Below are 26,199 nucleotides of genomic sequence, written 5' to 3'. Positions count from 1 at the left end.
CCTAAATAGAAATCTAAATTCCAGTTTATGATCCAGCATTCCGTAGTCCTGAAGTTAAAATACCCAAAAGGCTCGCCTGAAGAAAAAGAGTTTCTTTCCGCAGCAGCCAAATTGGCCTTGATACCTGGAGTCCATAATTTTCAATCCTTGCGACAAATAGGGAAGAAGAATGATTTTGATTATGGTTTGTCAATGGAATTTGACAATATAGCGGATTATGAGGCCTATAATTCACATCCCGACCACACTAAGTTTGTATCCACTTATTGGGCCAAGTATGTAGAGAAATTTTTGGAATTGGATTACGAGAAAATTTAGTTCGGAGGTAAACGAGAACACTATTTCTGATTTTGAAGCCGCGGGTCTTTGGATTTAATAGTAGCTGGCCTATTTTCCATGACCTCTGTAATTCTCTCCATGGTCTCCACTTCAAGCCTATGCATGGCTTCCTTAGTGTAAAAAGTTAAGTGGGGCAGTAGGATCACATTGTCCATTTCGTAAAGCTTTTTTAACGGATGGTCCGTTTTGTTCAATGGCTCCTGGCTGTAGACATCAAGGCCGGCACCGGCAATTCGTTTTTTATCCAAGGCCTCCAAAAGGGCCATTTCATCAATCAATGCCCCTCTGGCGGAATTAATAATAATAGCGGTTTTCTTCATCACCAAAAATTCCTTTTCACCAATAAGATGTTTGGTTTCCTTATTTAAAACAGCATGTAGGGAAATAAAATCGCACTCCTTAAGCATTTCGGCGAGGTCATCATATTTCTGAATCCCCTTTTTTGCCAATTCCTCCTTTGTCTTGCTAGGGTCGTATCCTATAACCCTCGCCCTAAAACCCAGACCCGCCATTCTGGCCATACTGGTACCAATTTTACCACACCCTATTATGCCAAGCGTTTTTTCGGCAATATCAAGTCCCAACCATTCTTGACTTGGCCATATCCAAGCGTTGCTGTTCATTTGCTTTTGTAGTATGGGCAATTTTTTGGCCAGCGCAATGAGCATGGCAAAGGCACCTTCGGCAACCGTCTCTTCCGCATATTCGGGGATATTGACTACCACAATACCGCGTTCATAAGCAGCAGGGATATCTATGGCATCTATTCCTACTCCGTACTTTATTATGGCTTTGAGTTTTTTTGCCGAATCGATGATTTTTTTGGTAATAGGGGTGTAGCACATTAATAGAATATCGCAATCCATTACTTCTTTAGTAAGTATCGCTTCGGATACCCCATCGGGGAGTAAAACTAAATTATGTCCTTGTTCCCTAAGAGTTTTGTCTACGAGTGGAGTTTCGAGCTCCATATCGGTTCTTACTATTTTCATATTATGTTACAATCGGCAATGGTTGGTTTCCTTAAATTGGCGAATTATTGGTTAAAACAAATATAGCAGAAATGCACTAGGAATTAAATGTAGTATTCCGATGATTGTTTTATTTCCTTCAATACGAATGTACTGTTTAGTACTCCAATATTTTCGATCTTGGAGAGTTTGGTCTTTACAAAGTCATGGTATTCCTCAAGACTTTTGGTGTGGATTTTTAGGATAAAATCTACCTGACCTGCCAAATGGTAACACTCCTGTACTTCTTCCAAATGCTGTACCTGTGCCTCAAATTTCTCTATGAAGGCTTCATTGTGATATCTCATGGATACCTGGCATATGACAGTTATAGACCGGTCTATTTGCTTTTTATCCAGAATGGCCACATACTTTTTAATGACCCCTTGTTTCTCCAACCGCCTGACTCTTTCGTATACAGGGGAGGGGGTAAGGTTAAGAATGGCTGCAATTTCCTTTGCTGTTTTTTTTGAATCTTTTTGTAAAATCCTCAGAATGGTAATATCAGTTTGATCAAGTTGCTCCATAAAGTGACTAAAAAATTACTTTAAAATAGTTTATTTTTTATTGATAAAAGTAAAATAAGCTTTAAAAGTAATATAATTAAGGTATAATTACTTAAATGTGAGGATAATTTAAATGATTGACTCCTTATTTGTAATTTTGATAGTAATTAACACTTTTGTTAATTTTAGATAAACGGAAAATTATGAGTGCAAAAATTCTTGTTATCGGAGCCAATGGGCAATTGGGATCAGTGCTTACAAAAGCGCTGCAAAATAAGTTTGGTTTGGACAATGTAATTGCTTCAGATATTCAGGAAGCACCTAATTTTTATGGTTTATTTGAGGTGCTGGACGCCACTGACAGGAATCAAATTCAAGATGTAGTATCTAAACATACCATTACACAGGTTTATCATTTGGCGGCAATTTTGTCTGCCAAGGGAGAAGCAAATCCGTTAGCCACTTGGGATATTAACATGAACATGCTATTTAATGTTTTGGAAGTATCTAGGATCAACGGATTGGATAAGGTATTTTTTCCGAGTTCCATTGCCGTTTTTGGTGAAGACGCTCCTTGGGTGAACACTCCTAACAATGCCTTTCTTAACCCTGCAACTGTTTATGGGATGAGCAAGGCCGCAGGAGAAAACTGGGGGCAATACTACTTTTTAAAATATGGATTGGATGTAAGGTCCATCCGATATCCCGGAGTTATTGGCTACCAATCCATGCCGGGCGGAGGTACTACCGATTACGCTGTGGATATTTTTCACAAGGCAGTATTGGAAGAAGAATTCAGTTGCTTCTTGGAAGAAGATACCACGCTTCCCATGATATTTATGGACGATGCCATTAGGGCCACCTTGGAACTGATGGAGGCACCTAAAGAAAACATTACCTTTAGAACATCCTATAACCTTGCGGGAAGTAGTTTTTCCCCAAAGGATATTGTCAAGGAAATTCGTGTTTATTATCCTGATTTTCAAGTGAAATATGAACCTGATTTCAGGCAGGAGATAGCATCGCGATGGCCTAAATCCATTAACGACGATGAGGCGGCCAGAGATTGGGGATGGAAGCCGGAGTATGACCTTAAAATGATTACCGGTACTATGATCGAAAAGCTTAGGGAGCATTACGGCACTCGATCTAAAAAATCAATTGGGATTCTTTTATAAATCAAATAGCCCTGGACAAGGCCAGGCACTAATAAAACAAGCTAGAAATATGTATTCAAAGATAAAGAACGATTTGCAGAAAGAACTTGATGCCATTAAAGCTGAGGGTTTATATAAGGAAGAAAGAATTATTACCACACCTCAGGGTGCGGAGATCAAAACTACCAATACCAAGGAAGTTTTAAATTTTTGTGCCAACAACTATTTAGGTCTATCCGCACATCCAGATGTTATAAAAGCTGGTAAAGACGCTATTGACTCCCATGGTTTTGGTTTATCGTCCGTTCGTTTTATATGTGGAACCCAGGATATACATAAGGAATTGGAGCGCAAGACGGCCGAGTTTTTAGGTATGGAAGATTGCATTCTTTATGCGGCTGCATTCGATGCCAATGGTGGACTCTTTGAACCTATTTTAGGTGCAGAGGACGCGATAATTTCCGATGCACTTAACCATGCCTCAATAATAGATGGTATACGATTGTGCAAGGCCAAGCGATTTAGATTTGAGCATAATTCTATGACGGACCTTGAAGAACAATTGAAAGCTGCAGAAGGTTCACGGAGAAAATTAATTGTGACCGATGGTTCTTTTTCAATGGATGGAACCATTGCTCAATTGGATAAGATCTGTGATTTGGCCGATACATATGATGCCATGGTCATGGTAGATGAATGTCACTCTACTGGTTTTTTGGGAGCCACTGGGCGTGGTGCGCATGAATATAGAAATGTAATGGGAAGGATTGATATTATCACCGGAACTTATGGCAAAGCTCTAGGGGGTGCTTCGGGAGGCTTTACGGCGGCCAGAAAAGAAATTGTGGATATGCTAAGACAGCGTTCCAGACCTTATCTGTTTTCCAATACTTTGGCGCCCTCAATAGTAGGGGCTTCTATTAAAGTTTTGGATTTATTGGCTTCTTCAACCGCACTACGAGATAAGTTGGAGGCCAACACCATCTATTTTAGAGAGGCGATGACCGCTGCTGGTTTTGATATAGTTCCAGGAGATCATCCTATTGTACCCGTAATGCTCTATGATGCTCCCTTGGCCCAAAAGTTTGCCTCCCAATTGTTGGAAGAGGGGATTTATGTTATCGGATTTTTCTATCCAGTGGTGCCACAAGGAAAAGCCAGAATTAGAGTGCAATTATCGGCTGCCCATGAGCGGGAGCATTTGGAAAAGGCGGTAGCAGCATTTACCAAAGTAGGGAAGGCGCTCAAGGTAATTTAATCCCTGTGGCTTATATAACAGGAAAAGGGCAACTTCTGACCAAACTTTTGACTATTGGCTTTGTAAAATCATTGCTATTGGCAGGGTAGGGGTTAATCGCTAAGTATTTTGGTTTCAAATCCGTCAATACTGGAAGTGTTTTTATTTTCCCAATACCTTTCAATTCCAGCAGTTCCTTGTTTTGTGGACCATGAGTTCAAAGCATTTCTTTCCTCTTTATAGTCCATAAAGGGAACTGCAAAGCCACAAGAGGTTTGTACCAAATCGATATTCATTTTAATAATCTGTCGAGAACCAGTGTTTTCGGGGAATAGTTTTATATAACTATGGAATTCCATATCTCTTTTATGGTAGATTTTTGCCTGTCCATAAAGCCTTAGTATCACTGGTTTTCCTTCAAATGCACAGAACATGATGGTCATTCTATTGTTCTTCAATAGATGTGCTGCCGTTTCATTGCCACTGCCAGTTAGGTTGAGCCATACAATTTTATTTTTATCAAGGATTCTAAAGGAATCGGTTCCTTTAGGCGATATATTCACCCTTCCTTCAGAAGCCGCTGTGCCAACAAAAAAAATCTTTTGCTTCTCAATGAATTCTTTTAATTCAACTGTAATCGAATCTAATTTTTTCCCCATGTTTTTAAATTAAGAACAATGGTGATACCAAGGGTTCTAGAGTGAGACCTCCATTTAAATATATAATTATCTCAAACATCTCGACTGCGCCTGTCTGCTGATAAGCAGGCTCTAGGAGACAAAATTAACCAATTATCACCTCTGTGCATTTCGTTCCAAATTGAACTCACGTTAAACAAATGAAGCCCAAGAATTGGGCTGGCATAAATTTACAAAACTTTCACGAGTGCGTGGAACCTATATATTGATTTTATATACGGTCCGTCAAGAAAGTGTTGTGCACCAATTCAATTATATTTTTAGTTTGGGGCCTTTGTTGGAATCGTAAATTTTCATTAAATGATAAACGTGGATTATACAGAACACTACTCCGGCAACCACAAGGGGAATCGAATTTAACATAGCGCCATAAATGATATAGAAAAAACTGGAAATCAAATGCCAAAGACGGAATTTGTTCATGTCTTTCTTAGTAATAGCAAAGAAGCCTGTAAGGATTGCTATATAGCCAATAGTCTCAATAACTATGTTCGTCATTTTTTAAATTTTTTAATGTTCTTTCTTTGTAATCACTTTGGTTCACTTTTTCTTCTATTTTTAAAAATTCCTCTAAAAAATTGGGACTGTCTGCAAGTAGATCCATAACGGTCTGTCTTCCTGCTGTCCAATATTTCTCAAAAACCGGTAACTGCTTATGGGCTTTTTCTGTAAGAGTTAATATTTGCTTTCTTTTATCCTCAGTATCGGTCCTGGTCTCTACATGTCCGTTTTTTTTCATTTTATTAATGATTTTTACCACGGCCGGATGTGAGAATTGTAATGTTTCCGATATTTCGGTTATGGTCATGGTCTCGTTTTCCTGCAAGAGAATAAAAATCAAGTTCCAATTGGGTTCAATATCCAACCCTTCCGATTTGTATAATTCCTTGGTACTATAGAGTAGGGAATCACTTAATCGCTTAAGCCTACTGGTTAGTCCAACAAATTCCATTTCCGTTAAAAAGTCGTTCATTATTTTTTAATTCAGTAACTGGTTACGCAAATGTAAATAATTTTCCGTAACTGGTTACATAGTTTGAATTTTTTTGAAAAAAATAATTACCCATTTGATACGTCCGGTAGAAAATAGTAGATAATTTATCAGGTTGAATATTTAAAGAAGATTGATTAACTTTCCAAAAAATTAATAAATAACCATCCATGTTTAAAAAAACTACACTAGCCGTATTGACGATTGCTTCCTCTTTAGGATTATCATCCAACTTATTGGCACAAAACAACCAACGCTCGCAAGATCATACACATCATGCACATGAACATAATGATATAGCCCATCATCACGAGCATGACCCAATGGCATCGGATGAAATGCCTATGCAAGCAAAACTGGTCACCGGTCAGGGCGATTATATATTTTCATGGGACCAGGAATTAACTGCTGCTTTTCCAGAAGATGCCCATGAATTTGAACCGGGAATGCACGGAGGTTTCAATGAAGATCCAGAAACAGGAATCGTATATACCGGAATTCCTGGATATGGCCTGTGTTCCATCAGCCCAGATCTAACAAAGTGGTCTACCATCGGTAACGATCAACGTTTAAAGGATAATATTCATGGTATTGTTTTCTTTGTTCATAAAGGCAAAAAATACCTGGCTGTAGCACAAGAAGGGAAAAGGGTATTGGTACTTACTTTGGACGGAACAATAGTTAGTGAAATTTTGAAGCCTACCGGAAGTGAATTTAAGTTTGCCGAAGCCAATGAGTTCTTCGGATCAAAGGATAGTAATTTTGGGGTTACGGATGTTACCTACCTTAATGGCACGCTATATGTTGCCCATGGTTATTCCAAAGGGGATTTTGTAATGACAATTAAGGAAAAAGATGGTGAATGGAGTTGGGGTAAACTTGCCTGGGGTGGAAAGGGAGACAATCCTGGTCAGTTTCAGACTGCACATGGCATTTATGCCCATGAAAAACATATCCTTGTTGCCAATAGGGCTGCAGGACAGGTAGTAAAATTTACTAAGAAAGGTAAGTTTGTGGAAATTTTTAATGATATTCCAGAAAGTAGTCTCATTTGTAATGTTTCCTATAAAGATGAACATTACTTCTTAAATGCTTTGCAGGCCATTGGAGAACAGAAATCGGCTCCGCTCTATGTTCATACAGGAGAAAAGTTGGTTTCTACAGTAATTCCTGGAGATTTGGATATCCCGGTCTTGACCAATATTCACCAGGTTTGGCCGCACATTGTTACCAAAAATGGATCAAAACAATTGTATTTGCTTGTCCATGGATGGAACAAAGGCAAATTTGCTGTCTTGAAAATGGAATAATAAGATCAAAGGCCTCCCAGAAAAGGAGGCCTTTTTTATTGATTATTTGATAGGGGTCAAAACAATATTGCGATAAGCTACATTGCCATGGTCTCCTTGTAAATAGATAGGTCCCGGACTTAAAACATCGGAAGACATGGCTCCACCTGTAGGACCCCATACGGGTTGATTGTCTATTATTTTTTTGCCGTTGAAGATAACTGTAACATGGCGGTCTACCAAGGTGATATCGAATGACTGCCATACACCCGCCGGTTTTTCAGCTGCCATACTTGGTGTGATGCGACTATACAGGGCGCCCATATTATGGGAATCCAAATCCTTTCCGTACGAATCCACTACCTGAATTTCATAGAGTCCGCGTAGGTACACTCCACTATTGTTTCCTTCGGGAACATTGACTTCCAGCTTCAGGTTGAAATCATTAAATTCCTGTAGGGTGCGAATGTTTCCATAGGAAATATGTTCGCCATCTTCTGGTTGAACAGGATCGTTCATCAGCGTGCCGTTTACGACCTTAAAACCATTGGCCTTTTCAGGATCGATCAATTTCCATCCACTTAAATCCTTTCCATTGAATAATTTGATAGGTTTGTCGTATTTTAATTTGGACAGGTCTGGCGTACTGGGCATTGGCGGCATACGCTTTCCTGTAAAATTTTTGACGGACACTCCATTTCCGTCCCTATCGGGGCTACTCATAGTACCCTGCAAGACATCTCCCACTTTTTTGACGTCCAAGGTATAGGTTACCGTATGGCTGCGATCAGCACTTCTTTTCACCTGATTGGTTCTCGTAACAACGAGGGTATTTTCATCAGCTAGATATACGTTGGAGACCGGGACAACACTACCACCGATCCATAATAGTTCGGCATCCAAGAAGCCTTGGTCCTCATGTACTTTTAGCCAGCCTGCACCTCCACCTTCAATGTCGAGCCCCCACATGCCCATAAAAGGGTTAGTGGAGACGGATGGTGCCAAGTTAAAGGCAAAGCCGTTAAAGCTTATAAATAATACTATTATAGAAGTAAGTGTCCGTTTCATTTGAGTTGGTTTTAATTCGCGTTAATTTTTTGATCTCTAGGCTATTAATTATCTTTTGAAGATAATGAATTGTTATAAAAAAAGCGCTTTTTCAATGACTTAAATTAAATCAAAACCTGATAGCAAATACCTCCTTGGATTTATTTGAAATTGTATGGTATTGCCTGCAAAATCCAATTGCAGAGTAGCGTAGGAGTAAAACCATATGGTCCACTCGCTATACTCAATAATTAATTCTTTACAAAAATCATACAATGCTGCCAGGGAAGGTTATCTATGTTCCGCTCTAGTTTCATACCGGCAGCCCGCATTTCCTTTACGGCCTGTGCCTCCGTCATTTTATGAAGTGTTTTTATAGGTACAGTGTCGTCTTCACCGCGATATTCTATCAAAAACAGTTTGCCATCGGGCCGTAAAGCCTTTTTGATGGAGGCGATAACTTCCATTGGATAATTAAATTCATGGTATACATCGACTAGGAGCACTTTGTCTACCGAATTCTCTGGTAAGTTTATATTTTTTTCGCATCCTTTTATGACCAACACATTCTTAACACCGCCCTCATCCTTACGACGATCGATCTCTACCAACATTTCATCCTGAATATCAACGGCGTAGATAAGTCCATGCCGGGCCATTGGAGCCATCTTAAATACGTGGTAACCGGATCCCGCACCAATATCGGCTATGATATCCTTTAAATCAATGGACATATTCTTCAATAATGTGGTGGTGTTTTCCTCTTCTTCACGATCAGGACGGTCTAACCATTGCATTCCCTGATACCCCATTACATGGGCAATTTCCCTTCCCATATACCATTTTCCAATACCATTGGGGTCACCATTTTTAAAGGTGTATCCACTACTTTGGGTTTTATCCTGGGCAACACCTTGGTTTAAAGGCAATAGAACCGCGAGTAAGAATATAGCCTGGATAACCTTTTTCATAACCTGCTTCAGTTTAATTTTTTATAGTTCATTAGTTCTTGTCATGTCGTTGCTATTTTTGGTTGAATATGACAAGGGGTATCTAAAATTGCCAAGGGGAATTCACTCTGGATTAAAGATAACGGATTGTTGGCATTATACTTTGGGAAATCGGAACGAAATTGATAAATTCTTCCTTCTTATGTATTTGGTTTTTGACGATTTCAGTTATTTAAATCGGGATATAAAAAAAGTTTCATCCTGACCAAGTATTTATATTAATAGTAGAAACCAACTGTTTGTTTTGTCTATAGTATTGAGCGATGGCTAGTTAGGAAACCCAAGAACTACTTATCCAGGAAATACAAATTCCAGATTTAATTTGAAGATCAAAAGTCAAACGGCAATTGTGAATATCTATTTTGATAATGGGGGGATAATTTTTTTGTTAAGACCTATTTTTGGCATCCTTAAAAAAATTAGATATGAGTCAGACTTGGTACGAGTGCAAAGTAAAATATAGAAAAATCCATGAAACTGGAGAACAGAAAGTGACTACGGAAACTTATTTGTTGGATGCGATATCGTATACCGAAGCGGAGAGTAGAATAAACGAAGAAATGGCCGCTTATACTAGTGAAGAATTCCTGATAACGAATATAAAAGTTGCAAATTTTTCAGAGGTACATCCTTTTGAAAATTCAGATCGCTGGTTTAAGTCGAAAGTGTCTTTAATTGCCTTTGATGAAAAAAGCGGGAAGGAAAGAAAAACAAATATCTATTTGTTGGTACAAGCCAATGATGTAAAGGAGGCTTATGATAACACCATTCAGGCCATGAAGGGTACAATGGGCGATTACACCATTCCTGTAATTTCCGAATCACCCATCATGGACGTATTTCCCTATTTTTCAGGGGACGAGGGAGACTTGAAAGAATTGGAAAAGTTTAATGCCCTAAAGGATTCAACTTCGGAACCCAATGCAATTAATGAAGACTTGGAAGCATTGGATACTTTTGAAAACGAAGAAGCCCTGGCAGTTGGTGCTATGGACAGGGAAGAGGACTAGTGTAGTCGACCAATACATTAATTATAAAACAAGGAGGGCTTATTAGCCCTCTTTTTTTGTTAGCTTCATGAATGTTCAAAACCAATTAGGCGATTCATGATCGGAGGGTAACTGGTGAATTATATTAATCCTCCGCCCAGGGCAAGGGATATTATAATCAGCATAGTTGCAACGGTAATTTGTAAAAATTTAAGGGTTACTTTTTTTAGCAGCCTATTTCCAATATAGGCACCTGCAATTGCCGATAAAGTGGCAAAAACAACTATGGTCAGATTGTCCATCAATCCAGATTTATTGAACCTTGTTGCATAAACACCCAATCGGGTAAAGTCCACAAAGGTTGAAACCACTACCGCTGTTCCTATAAATGTTTCCTTACTCAGACCCACCTTTATAAGAAAAGCACTTCTTAATGCCCCTTGGTTACCTGAGAGGCCACCAAAAAATCCGCTTAAAGCACCACCAATAGGTAATTTGTTCTTGGCAAATTTTAGATTCTGAAAGTAGGGTATCAGATCCATTGAGGCGAATATAATAAGCAAAATGGAAATGATGAATTTCACAGGGAACACTTCAAAAGTCTTTCCGAATAATTGGTAAATAAATAAGGCCTTGGCATCTGGTATATGGATCAATATCCAGGCACCGATAAAAGCAAAAATAACGGCCGGAATACCGAATTTGATAAGTACACTTCTATCGGCGTCTTTACCGACAAGGAAAATTTTAAAAACATTGTTAAAAAAATGTACTATCCCTGTTAAGGCAATTGACAACTCAACTGAAAAGAAGAGCATAAATACCGGTGTAAGAATTGTACCCAGTCCAAAACCTGAGAAAAAGGTAAGAATGGCAGCCAAGAAAGCAACTATGGATATTAATATTATCTCCATCTTATTATAGGATTAATTTCTTTTAAACTGCATAGTACAGCAAAAGGGTACAGCCAATAATCAGGACCTGATAAAGTTAAGTTTTGTTATAAGTCGTTTTTAAATTTCTAATTCCTTCATAGACCACTATACTAACAGCATTTGCTAAGTTTAAACTTCGAATATGAGTACTGTAAATGGGAATGTTATATACTAAATTGGAATTTTCTGCGACTATATTTTCAGGCAAACCTGTTGATTCTTTCCCAAAAATTAAAAACATATCATCTTTATAGTCAATATCCCAGTACTCTTGAGTCCCATGACTGGAGAAGTATGCAAAATGTTTACCTTTATTTTTTGAGTAGAAGTCATCAACGCTCTCATAAATAAAGAGGGAAATATTCTTCCAGTAATCCAATCCTGCTCTTTTTAATCTCTTATCACTTAATTCGAATCCAAATGGTTTTACGAGATGTAAATTTGATCCCGACCCCAAACTTAGTCGACCAATATTTCCCGTATTCATAGGTATCTCTGGTTCAATTAATACAATATTTAATCCCATTATTTTAAGTTAATGCTATATAAAGGCTTAGTTATGAATAGAGTAGGAGAGAAGTAGCGCCGATAGTCCCGTCTTTTCTGTAACCAAAGCTTTTTGCCCGCCCGTGCCGATTAAAGCGGGGACGGATTATGATTTATTTTTTTAATTTTTAATTACCAATCAAACTGAATTGGCGAGATTATAAATATAGGTAAAACTTGGAGTTGAACACCTAGGCCCACATTAACTTTGGTCAGTGTCAATTATAGTTTCTGTTGTTTCGGTATTAAATATTTTCCTAAACCTTTGGGGGAAATCGTCTTTTAAATAGACCCGATTATTTGTAAATGGATGTATGAAATTTAAAGAATAGGCATGTAGATATAAGCCCTTACCACTTAAAATTAAATCTTCAATTCCATATGCTACATCTCCTAATATTGGATTATTGATACTGGACAGATGTATACGCAATTGATGCCTCCTGCCTGTTCGAGGTTTCACTTGTACCAGGTTGAGTTTGCCGAATCTTTTTGAAGAAACAGATTCAATTAATTTATAATTCGATTGAGATTTCTTACCATCAATTTCTGAAATGATTTTTCCTTCATCGTTCATTTCACCAATAGTTACTGCATAATATGTTTTCTCAACCTTTTTGTCTTCAAACATTCTGTTTAAAGCACGAATGCTACTACTGGTTTTTCCCACCAATAATATACCTGTGGTTGCGTAATCCAATCTATGGACAGGTTGTGGTTTTGTTGCATCAGGAAGAGTACTTCGTTGAATGTTTTGGGCCAAGGCATTGGCAATGGTTTTAAAGCTATTACCACTGACCAAAATGCCTGCAGGTTTATGGATCACTGCCAAATGATCATCTTCAAATAAAACCTTAAGTGGAAGGACCAGTTTTTTATGGGGACCAACTTCCTTTGGAATGGATAAGCTTATACGCTCACCTCCAATTATTATGGTAGCCGTAGTTGCAATAACATCATTCACCGTAATAAACTTTTTCTTTAGTGCTTTTTTTAATGCTGATTTTGTAAAAGCTGCAATGAAAATTCCAACCCCATATTCCTGAAGACGAATGGGCGAAGGTATATTGGGCACAATATGTATTTCGGTAGTATTGATAATGTTTTTAATTTTTGCCAAGAGCTGGGCTAAACTGGGCTTAAATGCAGTTTAGGTTTTGTTGTGGATTATAATTGGTAGAATGATTATTCTAAATATGATAAAATGAATTATGCACTAAAACTTAATCAGTGAATATCCCTCGGATTGATAAATAGTCAACACCGTCATAGCAGATAAAGCCAATTTAATTTCAGGCAGAATATCAGACTTTGAAATACCTGAATTAGCTGCGGATTGACCACAGATATACATTGCTACCCTATGTTCTGACAATGTCTTAATTAAATTGGTATTAGGGTTTTTTATTCCATATTTTTTCTTGTAAGCCTCATCTGTTAGGGCATCCTTTGTAGAGTCTCCGTGCAAAACAAACGCAAGTGAGATGTTGGATTCCTTTACTCCATTTTTAACGTGCATATTCAAATATCGATGAAGGCTGGAGATCAGGGAATTTGAAGCCAAGGAGTCTTTGGGCATATAGTCTATGTCAAAGATGGCCTTTAGGACGGCTGTGGAATCTGGAACAAAATCCGCATTTTTAATGTCGTACGTTGCCCCTATTTCGTCAAAAACTGGACCATAATCAGGTTTCGCGATTTGGCCTACGCAAGTGTTGTAAAAAAGGCTTAAGAAGATTATCGTTAAAATATTTGTTTTCATGTTCAGTATAATTATCACCAAGGTGCTTGTATATGTTTTAAGCATCTAATTTAGCCAATACAAACCAACTTACCCGATATTCTGGTGCAGGAAGATTTTTGTAGGCAGGTATGGACAAGCAATTACGTATTTATAATTTTTGATGATTTGCTTATATCGAATCCAATTTCCAGGCAGTCCCCACAAAAAGAATATTGGTAAGTAGGTACTTTAGGAAAAAAGTCGATTTGGTCGATTCCAATTAATCTTCGCTACGAAAACACTTCCATCACTACCATATTTTTCAACACCTTCAGGTTGCATCCATTCGGAAACAGTAACCCAAGATTCATCAAGGGATACATCTACAATACCAAAATTTCCTAGGCGTGCACCTCTTTCCGGGACAAGAATCTGTTCCGTAGCTCTGATCACACATAAATTTTCAGGGTCCACCTCAGCCATAAAAAGGGGTGCCCTATGACGAAATACATGATCGTTATCTGCCCCTTTTCGAGTATAGACCAGAAATAATCCTTCACTATGTGTAACCCAATGTTGTTGTGTATTGTAACTTCCAAGCTCCGTTCCATCATCAAACGTCCAAGGCTGGTATTTGTCAAAATTCACTCCATCCTTACTTCGCGCCACAAAGCCTTTTTTATCATTTCGAATGGTCAGAAAAAAATCATTCTTAAATTTTGTCAATGAAGGTTCTCCCAATCCACGTGTGTCGTCATTTAATTCCAATTCAGTTCCATGGGAAAGATATTCCAGCTTTTTTCCGTTAAAAGAACACTTACAAACTGTAACCCTTGAATTTTTTCCTTCTGGTCGAAAATATATGGGGAGCAAGATTTCACCATTCTCCAGATCATAGCGTTGAACGCAACCAGCACCGGCATTATAAAATTTTACTTCATCTGGCATTATTAATTTTTCCCAATCACTCCATTCATTCTTGTGCATGTCATAAATTGAATAGGACGTGTTTCTGGGCCTTGGATTTGTAATTTTCCAGTTGGGCGTATAAGCAACGGTATGCCCTACGCCCAGCAAAGTTTTTGTAGCAGTATGCCATTTTGGTGAAAAGTCGCTTATGGCTACGGGCCGCTCAATACCATCAATTACTTCGAACCGTGGAGCCAATGTTTTCAATTCTTTTGGTGTGGTCCAGTTCTTTGCCAGATTATCTGTATCCAATCCATACATACCATAGAAAACGTCGCTCCCTGCCAGATCCAATTTGTTCATGGTCATTACCACTTTGGGGTTACTATTTTCACCTGCCCCCGGGACAATTCCCGCCCGGGGATGACACCAGCATCTTTTACCATCAAACAGTTTGGTGGGAACATTTAAAGCCAGGAAATAGTCCAAGTCCTCTTTCTTACAACTGTAAAGGGAAGGAATACTGGCCAATGTAATTCCTCCTATCAAAGAGGATTTTAGGAATTTCCGTCTATTTAAATCATAACCACCTCCTCTGTTCTTCATAATTTATGTTTGGTATTATTTTTCTTGTTGAAGTAATTTTTTGAATTTTCAGCTATCGGGTAATATGTTATTAGGCAGACTTTTTAAATAAGTATCAACCTTGGATTCTAATACCTATTGGATATGTTTTATACAGGCTGTTGCCAACTGTAAACTATATCTTTTCTATGAATTCCATCAATTTTAATTTGGCATCTTGTTTTGCTATAAAATCACCATCATCATTTCCGCCAAATTCATATTCATAATCTTTTCTGTTAATATTGATTATTGCAGTTCTATAACTGGAATTATCATCTGGAACATTTACCATCCGTATTATCTTTAGCAAAGGATTTTTCCTTTTTTATAGCAAGAAAAATCGGGAAATCCTTTTCTATTTATCCGCATCCCATATTGTTGCGGCAATATGGTGGAGGTAATCTTTGGTAGACCAATAATAAAGAGCGACCATCTTGCCGTCTTTACGTCGAAGTAGTTGTGGGTATCCTAGATCAATAGTCTCCATATCCACTGATCCATAACCATCCCTTATTATCTTTGGTTTGCTCCAGGAGGCTCCTTCAGTGTCGCTGTATACAACCATCATAGTCCCCGGTTCTTCTCTGTTGCCGAAAATTGCAACCAGTCTTCCCTTGTCCGTTATATTGAGTGCGGGCGGATTTCCATTACCTGCTCCCGCATCTCCAACTTCTGACAGGAATGCCCAAGAGACGCCACCATCTTGGGAAGCATATGCGTCCACCCAATTATGTTTATTATACCTTCGGCGCATTGCACATATCAACTTACCGTTTTCAAGTCTGACGGTCTGGGACATCACGGCACGGCTTTGATCTGGATGGGGATTTTGGGCATCGTCTTCTTCCAATTTTATTTTTACAGAAAGATCGACCTTCCTTTCATCAAAAGGTGGTACAACCCAGCCCACGAACTTAAAAGTCTTTCCTCCGTCAAGGGTACGAATACAAAAAAGCCGGTCTGTTCCGAATTTCCCTTTTTCACGAACAGACATAAATATAAGGCATTCATCCTTTCCTTCCACCACATAATCTGTTCTCGGAGTTAACTCAGTTTGATCAGGTAAAGTGGTGTTTTTCAATTCGGGCCACTCCCGGATATCATCAACACCAAAACGATAGGGTGCACTCCACGACTTACCTGCATCATAAGAAAAGAAGTAATGTGCTCGTTCATCTTGGGCTCCATGGTAAGAAGCGCCCACTATGCGCATAGCAAACTGAGGGTGCGAAAAGTCTATAGGTTTTTCCAATATTTGCGGTTCCTGTTCCTTACCAAAGTCCCCGACATAACCAACTGGATCATATCCTTCCCAGGTTTGCCCCATATCAGTACTTCTAGCCAGCCAACTTATTTGATTTCCTCCAATGTTGTGATTGTCTCTGATAAGTTCATAATCTCCATGAGTAAACCCGACGAGCATGTTCACCCCATCAGCAGACCATGCCCCATTATTTGCCGGCCATCCAAGGAATTTGTTTTCTTCTTGGTAAACAACAATATGTTCGGCATTTTCAATTCTTTGATAATTTGTTTCTTTAACACTACTTGTTTGTGCCATTAAATTTTGAAAATGCAAGATAAACAGGAACATAAAACATTTTATTACTGCTATTTTTTGTAGTTGAAATAGTTTTGTCATCATTAATTTCTACTGATTAGAATAGTGTCAATTAGTATTATACCCTTAGGATTAGGTTTGATTTTCATTTTGTTAAGTAATTTATTTCAAATGTAAAAGATTACTCTTTAGTTTTCTTTAATTTATACAAAACCAGCTGGCTTGGTTTGGGCCAGGGTTTTTCACGTGGCAAATCCCGGTTGCTGTTGAGTGTTTCCCATTTGAGAATGTATCTAAGGCTTTTTTCACTGATAGTCCCAATGTCTTCACGGGTTTTGACCAATAAACCAGGAAAGTCTCCTTCAATTTCCAGACTTGAGTCAAATGGTTCAGGTTTCAACACCTTCCCAATATTTTCAAATTTATTGTTCAGCAAAATAGTCCCATTTCCGTATTTCGTATGCCAATAACCAACTTCGTAATAACCATCCTTTCTTATATTGAAACCTTTGAAACGAAATTCAACATTGATACTTCCGCGACCTGAAAACTCCCAGCGATAGTCCCAATTGGTCACTTGATTATGAATCCATTTTTTATCATTTATGTGCGCAGCGTATATCTGCAGGTTTCCATCAGAATCATATTTATGATAGACAAATACCGGGTTGTTATTTTCATCCAAACAGAGTCTAGCTGCCAAATTAATGATTCCTCCTTTTACGGGAATTGGATCAACAATCAATAACTTATTATCCAAAGTGGCAGGTAATGCAATTTTTCCGCCAAAAGCATCAAACCAGTTTTTCAAATCCGGGCTCCTCATGTACGATAGATCATGATTCGTCTCACAATCAGGAGTATCTCGCCAAACCCAATAAACATGATACCAACCATCCTTTAAAACAGTTGGTTGTGTTTGGTATGCATTCATCAATCCTTGTCCGTCCGTTAATGGAACATCCAGCATTCTGGACCAGGTTTTATTTTCGCATGAATAGATATTATAAATCTCGTTGCCATTTCCACTACCGCCATCGCGATAATGAAAAATCAACTCCCCATCTTTCGTTAGCATAAAATTAGGATAGGTACTTTTTTTCTCATCGGTCCCAATCATTTCCATCTCCTGTACGAGTGAGGATATATCGTTGGCATGTTTGCTCTTGAAATAAGTAATGGGATTCGTATGCATGTTCCCGGAAAGATGAATGAACCCATCTTTATCGACTCCAAGAGTAACAGAATTGTGACTGTCCCATCCCAAAACAGTACTTGTGCCGCCAGAAGTTTCGCGACTTGTTGGAGGCATTATATGCAAATCAAAGTTCTCATCCTCAAGATTTCTTTGTCCAACCACCAAGTTGCGGTTGGCATTGTAATAAGCTATATACTGTCTGTTTCCATGCGTATATAGGCTAAACCCAACGGGATGACCTGCCCATACACTGTCAATTTCTATAACTTGTTCAATGGTTTCGGTTTTGCCTGTTTCATTAATTTCAAGTGGTTGATTGGATTTTTTTGTGCTGCACGCGAATAGTAATAAGAAACCAACAATAACAATGACAAGTTTTGTTTTCATATTATATTTGTTTTATAAATTTCCGGTTTGTTGTGTATTAATCTTTCACTAATATATTGATTATGAAATAATGCCGCAGCACGGATGGTGGTATGAATTCGATAGGGATTCCTGGCTACTTAGCGGTAGAGATACACTAACCTTGAATTATAACACTTATTAGATATGTTTTATACGGATTGTTGGCAACTACCAATTATTTACATTTATATCTTTTCCATGAATTCCATCAATTTTAATTTGGCATCTTGTTTTGCTTTAATATCACCATCATCATTTCCGCCAAATTCATATTCATAATCTTTTCTGTTAATATTGATTATTGCAGTTCTATAACTGGAATTATCATCGGGATTACCTGAAATTAAGTGTCCAGCGTTGTCATATTTTATATTCTGAAAGGAATGTTCAAAATTATTGACTTCCAATCTCTTTTCTATCATATCCGCCATAATTGATGATGGCCAAACCTTATCATCGTTTCCTGAAAAAAGTAGTATGGGTCCATTGATCTTTTCTACTTTGATGGCTGCTTGTTGAACGATTTCTATTTTTGCTAAACCATTAGTCCAATAATCCACCATTTTAATTTTATTAGTTTCATTTCCCATGATTTTATTCATTGGTACGTATGGAATATCAACCCCTTTATATTTCCAGCTCGCTTTCATTTGATTGGAATTGTAGGGTAAAACTGTATTTGACCAAGAAACAGAGCTGGGTGCATAGGCAACAACTCCGCTAATATATTCGGGGAATGTTGAAGCAATTACCAACGCCAATTCAGCATTTCTTGACGCCCCCATAACAACTATTTTATTTGGGTCAACTTCAGGACGTTCTCTAAGCCAATTAATGGCGTTTTCAAAGTATTCCAATTCAATTTCTTCAGGTAATCTTGGTAAACCTTCTTTTCCTGTGTAAGGTATAGACAAACCGACCATTTCTTTTTTGGCAAATTGTTGTGCCCAGTAATCTCCCCATTGTCCTCCGCCGATTAGAATTACTGCAGCTTTGCTCTTTGTATTTTTATTCACAAAGAAGTTGGCTTGAAAGCCATTTTCGTTTATGGCGTTGGGTTTTATTCCGTTGAAAAGCATATTATCGGCAATAAAGTACCCAACAAAGAGGAATGCTGCTATTCCAATCAAAATGATGTATTTTCTGTTCTCCCTCATTTTCTTTAGGTTGTTGCCATGGCCTCGGCTCGAATGTTTTGATTGTTGATTTAAAGATAGCACTTTAGATTAATTTATAATCTTAGGAGAAGGGAATCGGAGGTTCCGCTAGATACACACTATATGATATAGTTAGTAGTTTACGACCTGGATATTGAAAAGAAAAACTTGTAAGAGCGTAAAGCCCCTGCTGCACAGGATAACAACTTGTTACCTAAAATTTTAAAGAAAAACTTGGTTGGTGCATGTTGCGAAACTTATTGAGGGGACCGTTCCTAACCGTGGGAGCATGTACTGTGATCCGGGAATCAGTTGTTGATTACCGTACTGAAATTGCATTGCGTTATATGATGCATTTATTCATTTTTATTTTCAATATGCATGGGCAAGGTAAATTTGAAATTACTTCCTTTTCCTTCTTCACTTTCCACCCAAAGATGGCCATTAAGTTTTTCCACAAACTCTTTGCAAAGAACCAAACCTAAACCAGAACCCTTTTCGTTCGCGGTACCCGGCAAGGTTATATTAGAAGATAAGTCGAAAATTTTGCGAATTGTCTCCTCGTTCATACCAATTCCATTGTCGGAAATAGAAATTTTAACTTGGTGTTGATCGGTTGTAGCTACAACTTCTATATGCCCTCCAGGGTTTGTAAATTTTATTGCATTCGATATTAGATTTCGTAAAATAGTTTCTAGAATATTTTTATCGGTAAATAATTCAATATAATTTGTTGGGGAATAATGCAAAGAAATGTTTTTAGCTTTTGCTTGTGACATTTTAAGTCCTATAATTTCAAATATGATTTCTGATAGATTAATTGTTTGTGGGCTGAAACCAAGTTCTCCAGTTTGTGATTTTGCCCAATTTAATAGGTTGTCGAGTAGATTGAGTGTGTTTTTGGCGGTTGATTTTATTAAATCTGTATATTTTTCAGATTCTGGATCGTTGGTTTCCTTTACATTTCCCAAGAGTAGGTCGGAAAGGCCTAATATATTGATAAACGGACTTCTTAAATCGTGCGCAATAATGGAAAACAATTTGTTTTGGGTTAGGTTCAACTGTTCAAGTTTAAGTTTATCCTGTTGAATTCTAATATTTTTTTTAAGGATTGTTTTTTCATCAAGTTCTTTTAAAAGCATTATGAAACCTATGCTGATAGCGCTTATTACAAGAACAGAGATTACTAGAAACCAATTATTGAACGTAGAATTTTTGAGGAATACAAAAGACTGACCCTGTTGGAATATATTATAAGCACGAAAAAGCTGGAATAAGGAATATATTATAAGAACACCGCTTAAAAGGATTGAAAATTTGTATTTATTTTTATTGATAAATAGATAAAAAGCACCTATCCCAAAGAAAAATGAACAGGAGATTATTCGTATAACACTAAGGATTGTGTAGTTTTCTTCGGCTATCAGAATGGCCGAATAAAATAGAAGACCTAGAACTAAGAAGATCCACAAAAGTTTTTTTCGGATTTTACCATCAAAAGAAACAAGGCCATAGGATGTTAATGCAAAAGACGAAATCAATAGGAAATTATTAATTCGCAAAGTAAGCAAAGGAGGTATAATATCCCTATTGGCATACAACACAATGGTAACCGTTTGAAACGCAATACCCAGTGCTACTAACAACAAACACCATTGCTTGTGATGATAAAAATATTGATAGATGAACAATGCAATAATAAATAAGTTATTTACGGCTAAAAAAAACAAAATCGAGGGGTAATCTAAGGTCATTTTTCTTTATTCATTATATTTTATAAAGATTAAAAAAAATGTTCAATAAACTGCTTTTTTAAAGTGTGTTTGGAAACTTAAATGGGTTCATGTCAAACAAATAGCTTAGAGGTCTGAGTATAAGAATAGTAGCAGATTAGAAGCTTCAATCATACCCTGTCAGGGTAGTTGGTTTGGGTGGTAACATCTGAGTTTATCACTATCTCGGTTATTATTGTTATACTTTGTTGATAGTTGTCTTCTTACTATTCACCAATTTTTGCTGATAGCATTCTAATTTTATATATTTCTTAATGAATGGCCAGCATGAACAATTTACACATTGTCCTCGGCTGGGTTATTTACAAGATTCAATTTAGTTTTAAATTATTAATATCAGGTATTAACTTCATTGAAATCCATGGTGTCTTGGCTAATATATATTAATTCACCAGCTTCAATTAACTTTTTTGATATTAAGGCTACAATATGGCTGTCGTTGACCAAAGAGCTAACCACAGTACTGGGAATTTTACTTTCTCTGATTAATTTATCCAGCGTTCCATCCAACAGGATGTCGCTCTTTTCTGCCTGTGATTTTAATTTTTTGAGTTTCTTCAGGTGCAGGGTTGGCTCAGTGCTTTTTTGTAATAAATATAATTCTCTAAGGATTTTGGAAATTTTCTGTCTCAACAGATCATATTCATGCTGAATATGAATATTTTCAGAGAATAGATATACGTTCATGTTTTTCCTGATTTCTTCTAAGGCCTTGATGGCCTCAACAATGTTTCTGCTGGCCAATTTAATTTGTGCAAATTGTTTGGTCAATTCGGGAGAAACGGAAGATCGGGATTGCGCCAAGGTGGTGAACTCGATGATTTTACTGTAAATGGTCTTTATCTTGCGCAGGTACAATTCTTCAATATTCACTTCAATCTCCTTTCTCGATTTTTTTATCACCTCCTTAATTTTCTCTTCTCCAAAAAGATCGGTCCTGTGAATATTCATACCATGGGGAATGATAGTGAAAGCAGCTTTCTCAAATAAACGTTTCGTTTCATTACGCAGAGCAAGCAAGGCAGTTTGAGGATAGGCCAAAGCATTTTCATCCAAAAACTGAGGTTGTTCTATGATGTCTTCTTCATCGGTAGACTTGAATACCCGGTGCAGGATATTGATCAATGGGTTGATTAAGGGTATCATAATGATGACGCCAAGGATATTAAATATGCTATGAAATAAGGATAGTTTAAAAGTGAAATTGGATTGGGCTATACCCACCCACTCAGAAATTATATCGACCAATTGCCCCAAATACCCAATAAATACCAATGCAATCAATCCAGTTACGATATTGAATATAAAATGTGCACCCGCCAGCCTTTTCCCGGAAATATTGGAACTGAGAGAGCCAATTATAGCAGTTATAGTGGTGCCCACATTTGCTCCAATGGACAGTGCCAATGAGTTGGTATAGGTAATCTGACCTACTGCCAATGCAGTAAGGATTAGGGCCATGGTTGCACTACTGGATTGCAATATCATGGTTATTAACACCCCAATAAAAGTATATATTAGCAAGCCCATTACTCCAGGTATGGCATAGTCGGCAAGGCTGATATTGTCCTTATAGACATCAAAACCATTTTTCATGAAATAGATACCCATGAAGAAAAATCCGAGACCAGCTAAGATCTGGCCAATACCTTTTAGTTTTTTGGGTTTTTGCAATACCAACACAATCCCGAATGCCAGCATAGGCATAGCAAGACCAGCAATATCTATTTTTAGCCCCAGGGTAGATACCAGCCAGGTTGTTGCTGTTGTTCCTATGTTTGAACCAAATATTATCCCAATTCCAGCTCTAAGTTCAATAAGGCCGGCACTAATAAAAGAAATGAGAATTACAGAAATCAATGAACTGGATTGCAGGATTGCAGTACTCAAGAATCCCAAGCCTATACTTTTGTACAACTTATCGGTAGATTTTTTGAGCATAACCTGAAGCGGACCAGAAACAAAGGAGTGAAACCCTTCTTCCAACATGATCATACCAAAGAGCAAAATTGCTACTCCTGCTGCAATCTCCTTTACTGTCGGGTTCATAAACAGTAACATGCCCAACAAAATTAGACTACTGATTAATAATATTTTTTTCAATTTGCCTTATTTTGAGTTTTGGTATGATTAATAATTTAAAAATAGGAAATAATTTCAGTCTACATCTTTTAGAACTTCATTTATGCTTTTATATGCTTGCCAAGAACTGTTGGGCTGAGGGTAGTGCTATAGTAAGAAACTTATCGTTCCGATTGCCAAGCTTATTGGTATGGTCTGCACACGAACCTAAATCTTATTGATTAGTTTTATTTTTTCCTGTCCAAAGCTAAAACTGAATATTTCCCTAACGGGTAATTTTCAATTTAGCGACTTACAAAAATATAGACCTTAGGATTTTGCTCTAAGGTCCGCATTACGTTTAGTTTTTGTGGTGCCCAGTTTTAATTCGCTCAATTAGGTTTTCAAGCCCTTCATTCCAATAACAAGCTGTTCATCCGAAGTACCTGCTTTTATTCATACCATGAATATTATATTGCCCTAATATTATCTACACTAAGGTTGCCGAAGATTAAAGGTTTATCGAATGGGAAAAAATAGAGCTTCAATAAAATTTGCTCACTTTGAGGAATTTGAATGATCAGACCCTTGCCTGCACGTTCTGTTCAGGCTTGTGTCGAAATTTATCGGTAGTATACTTCCGATGTCTAATGGGTTTTCCTTGAGGTAGTTGCAAGTGATAGGTGCGGTATTTTTTGATTTTAGTGCCGTCATCCACGGAACTAGATTTCTCTTTTCAAAATTTCAATATGTCGTTTTAATCGCTTCATTTCAAGGTTTAACGTACCATTGTAAACACCTCTGATATAACCTACTTGATCTACCAGGATAAAATTTTCAGTGTGTATAAAACCATTTTCATCTTTGGTTTTTACAAAATCTTCATCGGCAAAGTAACCGTTTCTGGCAATGTCATAAATTGCATTTTTTTCTCCCGTAACCAAATGCCATTGCGGCAAGTGCACTTCATGTTCTCGGGCATAAACGGCTAACTGCTCCACAGTGTCATTCCAAGGCATTACGGAATGTGATATTAGTTTTATTTCTGGATCATCTTCATATTCTTCTTGTAAAATGCCCATATTTTTTGTGAGTTTTGGGCAGATACCTGGACAAATCGTAAAAAAGAAATCGGCTACATAAATCTTTCCTTCAAAGGTTTCATTGGTAATGTTCTCCCCATTTTGATTGGTAAACGAAAAGTCCGGAATCTTATGCGTTCCTTTTTCCCATTCAGGTGTGAAATTGGCTGAATTGAAATATGGTAATTTTGTTACTTCAGTATTTTCAACAACCTCCACGTGCCTGTGCTTTGACAATCGAAGGCGGAAAAAGGTTTAAAGACAACCCATTCCAATTCTTTTTTTTGCCTGGGGAGTAGGCCTAATCAGAATTAATTCAACATCAATTTTTTATTTAATACATTTTGGAATTAATCAAATTAAGAGTATCATTTTTCTTCAAATAGCTAGGAAAGTAGTGTTTCGAGATTTATCATGGCCGGTTTAATGCTGTTGCGTAAACGTTTTAAAATCGCCTGCATTTCTTCATCTTTCTCTGAAATATTTGCCACCAAATGACTGAAGCCATCCAATCTATTGTTGTAAAGCCATTTTGTCAATTCGGGATCCTTTTTCCAGTTATGTTGATTTTTCATTGACCCAGCAAACATTTTTATCCAATCTGTATCGTGGTTGGGTAATGGGACTACCCCACAGAGTTTATTTTTTTGTATTTCTTCTTTATAGTCGGCTTCAACATGTGCAATGAAGGCCGCACTAAACACAATCTGTCCCCCTCTTACCGGCTGTAGGGTAATGGTGTTACCTGAAAAAATTGGTGTATTATCTAAATGGGCAAGAGCATTTGCAGAACAGTCTACGAAAATATGGTTTGGGTCATTGTCAATCCTTCCTCTTTCAAGAATAATCCCATCTTTTTCGATACGCTTGATACGGCCCATACGAACAATATTCTTAACCCGCCTGAGCTGTTTTAATTCAAGCTGGCTTATAGTGGCCCCGCGATGCATTTTTGGTCTTACCTTCTTGTCTATCCGCAATAGTACACCTGATTTCTCAAGCTTGTCAAACAAATCTGTGACTGATTCTGCTTGTTCCAAAGCTTTTAACTGAGCAAGCTGATCATTGAGAAAATATTTAAGAAACTCTTCAGATGGCTGTATATTCTTTCGATCGGTATACCAAGAATCTCTTGGAACAATCCAGGTGATTTTTGCAGGATCAACCTGGTGTTCGAGTAACCAAATAATAGCATCAACGCCCGTCTTGCCACCCCCTATTACAATCCAGCCGGCAGGTGGCTTCCCTACTTTTGGTAAATCATTGATCGCAATAAACTGAACCTCTGGTGAAATGCTGAAGTTGGGAGTATGTGTGGAAGGAACCTTGGTTTGCATGTGGGCGGCATTCACATTTTTTTTATTCACCTTTACTGTATAAGACCTTCCGGTTAGAGTTGATACAAATTTGTTTTCACCCTGATATTCGCACAATGGAAAATATTTTACCCGGCCACTTGGCAAGAATTTACGTTGCATGACATCATCATAATAGGCACTAATCTCAGCACCTGAAGAAAGATGTCTCAAACCTTTATTAACTCCAACTTTATCTGTGTCATCTTTTCCCAGGTCTTCTGAACTTACGCCATAATATGCAGACGGCTGGTGTAGTTTTACAAATGAATATGCAAGGTTCCAATGTCCACCAGGCTTATGGAATTTATCGACTATTATCATGTTGGCATCCGTTTCCGATAGGATAACATCAGCGAAAGCCATGCCCACGGCACCAGATCCTACAATCAAATAGTCAGTTTCAAGTTTTGTTACATTTTGAGTCTCTCTCATATCTCCGCCACGTTTAAATTAACGCTGACAGCTTTTCAAAATAACTGTGGCGCTTGGCCGGGTGTGGGGCTGAAGCATTGCACTTAAAATTCTAAATGTTTAGTACCACTAAACTGCAATGCCTGCTAATCACAAA

Annotated in this window: 25 protein-coding genes; 5 read left to right on the top strand and 20 right to left on the bottom strand. The window is 37.7% G+C overall.

Features of this window, described 5'->3' with window-relative positions:
* The first annotated feature begins 27 nt into the window (after positions 1 to 27).
* Positions 28 to 318: a Dabb family protein gene (locus H4O18_RS14965; protein WP_187585974.1), complete on the top strand. Its 291-nt coding sequence runs from the start codon at positions 28 to 30 to the stop codon at positions 316 to 318.
* Positions 319 to 338: 20 nt separating this feature from the next.
* On the opposite strand, the gene H4O18_RS14960 is transcribed toward H4O18_RS14965, so the two are convergent.
* Both H4O18_RS14960 and H4O18_RS14955 read right to left on the bottom strand, forming a co-directional pair.
* Positions 339 to 1,331, bottom strand: coding sequence for a 2-hydroxyacid dehydrogenase (locus tag H4O18_RS14960; protein WP_187585972.1), 993 nt, complete (start codon positions 1,329 to 1,331; stop codon positions 339 to 341).
* Between the two features lie 83 nt (positions 1,332 to 1,414).
* Complete coding sequence (locus H4O18_RS14955) at positions 1,415 to 1,876, bottom strand: Lrp/AsnC family transcriptional regulator (protein ID WP_187585970.1); 462 nt, start codon at positions 1,874 to 1,876, stop codon at positions 1,415 to 1,417.
* Between the two features lie 182 nt (positions 1,877 to 2,058).
* Here H4O18_RS14955 and H4O18_RS14950 point away from each other — a divergent pair, with 182 nt between their 5' ends.
* On the top strand, positions 2,059 to 3,033 hold the full coding sequence (locus H4O18_RS14950) for an NAD-dependent epimerase/dehydratase family protein (protein WP_187585968.1): 975 nt from the start codon (positions 2,059 to 2,061) through the stop codon (positions 3,031 to 3,033).
* Between the two features lie 49 nt (positions 3,034 to 3,082).
* Positions 3,083 to 4,270 (top strand): glycine C-acetyltransferase, encoded by a 1,188-nt coding sequence (gene kbl, locus H4O18_RS14945; RefSeq protein WP_187585966.1) that lies wholly within the window; start codon positions 3,083 to 3,085, stop codon positions 4,268 to 4,270.
* A 92-nt stretch (positions 4,271 to 4,362) separates the two neighbouring features.
* Here the strand turns inward: kbl and H4O18_RS14940 are convergent, their stop codons facing one another.
* The 3 genes from H4O18_RS14940 to H4O18_RS14930 all read right to left on the bottom strand — a co-directional run bounded on the left by H4O18_RS14940 (position 4,363) and on the right by H4O18_RS14930 (position 5,920).
* Positions 4,363 to 4,908: a pyridoxamine 5'-phosphate oxidase family protein gene (locus H4O18_RS14940; RefSeq protein WP_187585964.1), complete on the bottom strand. Its 546-nt coding sequence runs from the start codon at positions 4,906 to 4,908 to the stop codon at positions 4,363 to 4,365.
* 291 nt (positions 4,909 to 5,199) lie between these two features.
* Complete coding sequence (locus H4O18_RS14935) at positions 5,200 to 5,445, bottom strand: YgjV family protein (protein ID WP_187585962.1); 246 nt, start codon at positions 5,443 to 5,445, stop codon at positions 5,200 to 5,202.
* Positions 5,426 to 5,920 (bottom strand): MarR family winged helix-turn-helix transcriptional regulator, encoded by a 495-nt coding sequence (locus tag H4O18_RS14930; protein WP_187585960.1) that lies wholly within the window; start codon positions 5,918 to 5,920, stop codon positions 5,426 to 5,428. Before H4O18_RS14930 ends, H4O18_RS14935 begins: the two co-directional genes overlap by 20 nt.
* Positions 5,921 to 6,108: 188 nt before the next feature.
* On the opposite strand from H4O18_RS14930, the gene H4O18_RS14925 reads away from it, so the two are divergent.
* Complete coding sequence (locus H4O18_RS14925) at positions 6,109 to 7,248, top strand: NHL repeat-containing protein (protein ID WP_187585958.1); 1,140 nt, start codon at positions 6,109 to 6,111, stop codon at positions 7,246 to 7,248.
* Positions 7,249 to 7,290: 42 nt separating this feature from the next.
* On the opposite strand, the gene H4O18_RS14920 is transcribed toward H4O18_RS14925, so the two are convergent.
* Together H4O18_RS14920 and H4O18_RS14915 are read right to left on the bottom strand one after the other, a co-directional pair.
* Entirely contained in the window at positions 7,291 to 8,295 is a 1,005-nt protein-coding gene (locus tag H4O18_RS14920; protein WP_187585956.1) for a 3-keto-disaccharide hydrolase, read from the bottom strand.
* A 230-nt stretch (positions 8,296 to 8,525) separates the two neighbouring features.
* Positions 8,526 to 9,245 carry a class I SAM-dependent methyltransferase gene (locus tag H4O18_RS14915; protein WP_187585954.1) on the bottom strand — a complete coding sequence of 240 codons (720 nt, stop codon included), beginning with the start codon at positions 9,243 to 9,245 and terminating at the stop codon, positions 8,526 to 8,528.
* A gap of 464 nt (positions 9,246 to 9,709) precedes the next feature.
* Between H4O18_RS14915 and H4O18_RS14910 the strand changes: the two genes are divergently transcribed.
* Positions 9,710 to 10,294 (top strand): DUF4494 domain-containing protein, encoded by a 585-nt coding sequence (locus H4O18_RS14910; RefSeq protein WP_187585952.1) that lies wholly within the window; start codon positions 9,710 to 9,712, stop codon positions 10,292 to 10,294.
* Between the two features lie 119 nt (positions 10,295 to 10,413).
* Here H4O18_RS14910 and H4O18_RS14905 read toward each other — a convergent pair whose 3' ends face one another.
* The 13 genes from H4O18_RS14905 to H4O18_RS14845 form a co-directional block, all read right to left on the bottom strand.
* Positions 10,414 to 11,187, bottom strand: coding sequence for a sulfite exporter TauE/SafE family protein (locus H4O18_RS14905; protein ID WP_187585950.1), 774 nt, complete (start codon positions 11,185 to 11,187; stop codon positions 10,414 to 10,416).
* 76 nt (positions 11,188 to 11,263) lie between these two features.
* On the bottom strand, positions 11,264 to 11,734 hold the full coding sequence (locus H4O18_RS14900) for a tRNA (cytidine(34)-2'-O)-methyltransferase (RefSeq protein ID WP_187585948.1): 471 nt from the start codon (positions 11,732 to 11,734) through the stop codon (positions 11,264 to 11,266).
* A 222-nt stretch (positions 11,735 to 11,956) separates the two neighbouring features.
* Complete coding sequence (locus H4O18_RS14895) at positions 11,957 to 12,874, bottom strand: RluA family pseudouridine synthase (protein WP_222942426.1); 918 nt, start codon at positions 12,872 to 12,874, stop codon at positions 11,957 to 11,959.
* A gap of 96 nt (positions 12,875 to 12,970) precedes the next feature.
* A complete protein-coding gene (locus tag H4O18_RS14890; protein WP_187585946.1) occupies positions 12,971 to 13,516 on the bottom strand; it encodes a DsrE family protein in 546 nt (181 codons plus the stop codon).
* Between the two features lie 210 nt (positions 13,517 to 13,726).
* Positions 13,727 to 14,992 carry an exo-alpha-sialidase gene (locus tag H4O18_RS14885; protein ID WP_187585944.1) on the bottom strand — a complete coding sequence of 422 codons (1,266 nt, stop codon included), beginning with the start codon at positions 14,990 to 14,992 and terminating at the stop codon, positions 13,727 to 13,729.
* A 154-nt stretch (positions 14,993 to 15,146) separates the two neighbouring features.
* Positions 15,147 to 15,323, bottom strand: a complete 177-nt coding sequence (locus H4O18_RS14880) for a hypothetical protein (protein ID WP_187585942.1) — start codon at positions 15,321 to 15,323, stop codon at positions 15,147 to 15,149.
* Between the two features lie 45 nt (positions 15,324 to 15,368).
* Complete coding sequence (locus H4O18_RS14875; protein ID WP_222942425.1) at positions 15,369 to 16,658, bottom strand: sialidase family protein; 1,290 nt, start codon at positions 16,656 to 16,658, stop codon at positions 15,369 to 15,371.
* Between the two features lie 97 nt (positions 16,659 to 16,755).
* Complete coding sequence (locus tag H4O18_RS14870; protein ID WP_187585938.1) at positions 16,756 to 18,159, bottom strand: BNR repeat-containing protein; 1,404 nt, start codon at positions 18,157 to 18,159, stop codon at positions 16,756 to 16,758.
* A 206-nt stretch (positions 18,160 to 18,365) separates the two neighbouring features.
* Positions 18,366 to 19,196 carry an acyl-CoA thioester hydrolase/BAAT C-terminal domain-containing protein gene (locus H4O18_RS14865; RefSeq protein ID WP_343065468.1) on the bottom strand — a complete coding sequence of 277 codons (831 nt, stop codon included), beginning with the start codon at positions 19,194 to 19,196 and terminating at the stop codon, positions 18,366 to 18,368.
* 497 nt (positions 19,197 to 19,693) lie between these two features.
* The gene (locus H4O18_RS14860) at positions 19,694 to 20,479 is read right to left on the bottom strand and encodes a sensor histidine kinase (RefSeq protein WP_187585934.1); all 786 of its coding nucleotides are present in this window, start codon (positions 20,477 to 20,479) and stop codon (positions 19,694 to 19,696) included.
* A gap of 987 nt (positions 20,480 to 21,466) precedes the next feature.
* A complete protein-coding gene (locus H4O18_RS14855; RefSeq protein WP_246474311.1) occupies positions 21,467 to 23,233 on the bottom strand; it encodes a Na/Pi cotransporter family protein in 1,767 nt (588 codons plus the stop codon).
* Positions 23,234 to 23,913: 680 nt separating this feature from the next.
* Entirely contained in the window at positions 23,914 to 24,492 is a 579-nt protein-coding gene (locus tag H4O18_RS14850; protein WP_343065467.1) for an SCO family protein, read from the bottom strand.
* Positions 24,493 to 24,659: 167 nt separating this feature from the next.
* On the bottom strand, positions 24,660 to 26,063 hold the full coding sequence (locus H4O18_RS14845; protein WP_187585930.1) for an NAD(P)/FAD-dependent oxidoreductase: 1,404 nt from the start codon (positions 26,061 to 26,063) through the stop codon (positions 24,660 to 24,662).
* Between the last annotated feature and the right edge of the window lie 136 nt (positions 26,064 to 26,199).

It is taken from the genome of Arenibacter arenosicollis (assembly GCF_014397245.1).
Lineage (GTDB): Bacteria > Bacteroidota > Bacteroidia > Flavobacteriales > Flavobacteriaceae > Arenibacter > Arenibacter arenosicollis.
This window is presented reverse-complemented; position numbering and strand designations above follow the sequence as displayed.

Bases quoted from the DNA above. Each gene is read 5' to 3' on its own strand.
- kbl (WP_187585966.1), top strand. From the start codon at position 3,083: ATGTATTCAAAGATAAAGAACGATTTGCAGAAAGAACTTGATGCCATT.
- H4O18_RS14845 (WP_187585930.1), bottom strand. From the start codon at position 26,063: ATGAGAGAGACTCAAAATGTAACAAAACTTGAAACTGACTATTTGATT.
- H4O18_RS14950 (WP_187585968.1), top strand. From the start codon at position 2,059: ATGAGTGCAAAAATTCTTGTTATCGGAGCCAATGGGCAATTGGGATCA.
- H4O18_RS14940 (WP_187585964.1), bottom strand. From the start codon at position 4,908: ATGGGGAAAAAATTAGATTCGATTACAGTTGAATTAAAAGAATTCATT.
- H4O18_RS14875 (WP_222942425.1), bottom strand. From the start codon at position 16,658: ATGATGACAAAACTATTTCAACTACAAAAAATAGCAGTAATAAAATGT.
- H4O18_RS14910 (WP_187585952.1), top strand. From the start codon at position 9,710: ATGAGTCAGACTTGGTACGAGTGCAAAGTAAAATATAGAAAAATCCAT.
- H4O18_RS14925 (WP_187585958.1), top strand. From the start codon at position 6,109: ATGTTTAAAAAAACTACACTAGCCGTATTGACGATTGCTTCCTCTTTA.
- H4O18_RS14955 (WP_187585970.1), bottom strand. From the start codon at position 1,876: ATGGAGCAACTTGATCAAACTGATATTACCATTCTGAGGATTTTACAA.
- H4O18_RS14860 (WP_187585934.1), bottom strand. From the start codon at position 20,479: ATGCTTTTAAAAGAACTTGATGAAAAAACAATCCTTAAAAAAAATATT.
- H4O18_RS14935 (WP_187585962.1), bottom strand. From the start codon at position 5,445: ATGACGAACATAGTTATTGAGACTATTGGCTATATAGCAATCCTTACA.
- H4O18_RS14900 (WP_187585948.1), bottom strand. From the start codon at position 11,734: ATGGGATTAAATATTGTATTAATTGAACCAGAGATACCTATGAATACG.
- H4O18_RS14890 (WP_187585946.1), bottom strand. From the start codon at position 13,516: ATGAAAACAAATATTTTAACGATAATCTTCTTAAGCCTTTTTTACAAC.
- H4O18_RS14885 (WP_187585944.1), bottom strand. From the start codon at position 14,992: ATGAAGAACAGAGGAGGTGGTTATGATTTAAATAGACGGAAATTCCTA.
- H4O18_RS14965 (WP_187585974.1), top strand. From the start codon at position 28: ATGATCCAGCATTCCGTAGTCCTGAAGTTAAAATACCCAAAAGGCTCG.
- H4O18_RS14920 (WP_187585956.1), bottom strand. From the start codon at position 8,295: ATGAAACGGACACTTACTTCTATAATAGTATTATTTATAAGCTTTAAC.
- H4O18_RS14930 (WP_187585960.1), bottom strand. From the start codon at position 5,920: ATGAACGACTTTTTAACGGAAATGGAATTTGTTGGACTAACCAGTAGG.
- H4O18_RS14960 (WP_187585972.1), bottom strand. From the start codon at position 1,331: ATGAAAATAGTAAGAACCGATATGGAGCTCGAAACTCCACTCGTAGAC.
- H4O18_RS14870 (WP_187585938.1), bottom strand. From the start codon at position 18,159: ATGAAAACAAAACTTGTCATTGTTATTGTTGGTTTCTTATTACTATTC.
- H4O18_RS14915 (WP_187585954.1), bottom strand. From the start codon at position 9,245: ATGAAAAAGGTTATCCAGGCTATATTCTTACTCGCGGTTCTATTGCCT.
- H4O18_RS14905 (WP_187585950.1), bottom strand. From the start codon at position 11,187: ATGGAGATAATATTAATATCCATAGTTGCTTTCTTGGCTGCCATTCTT.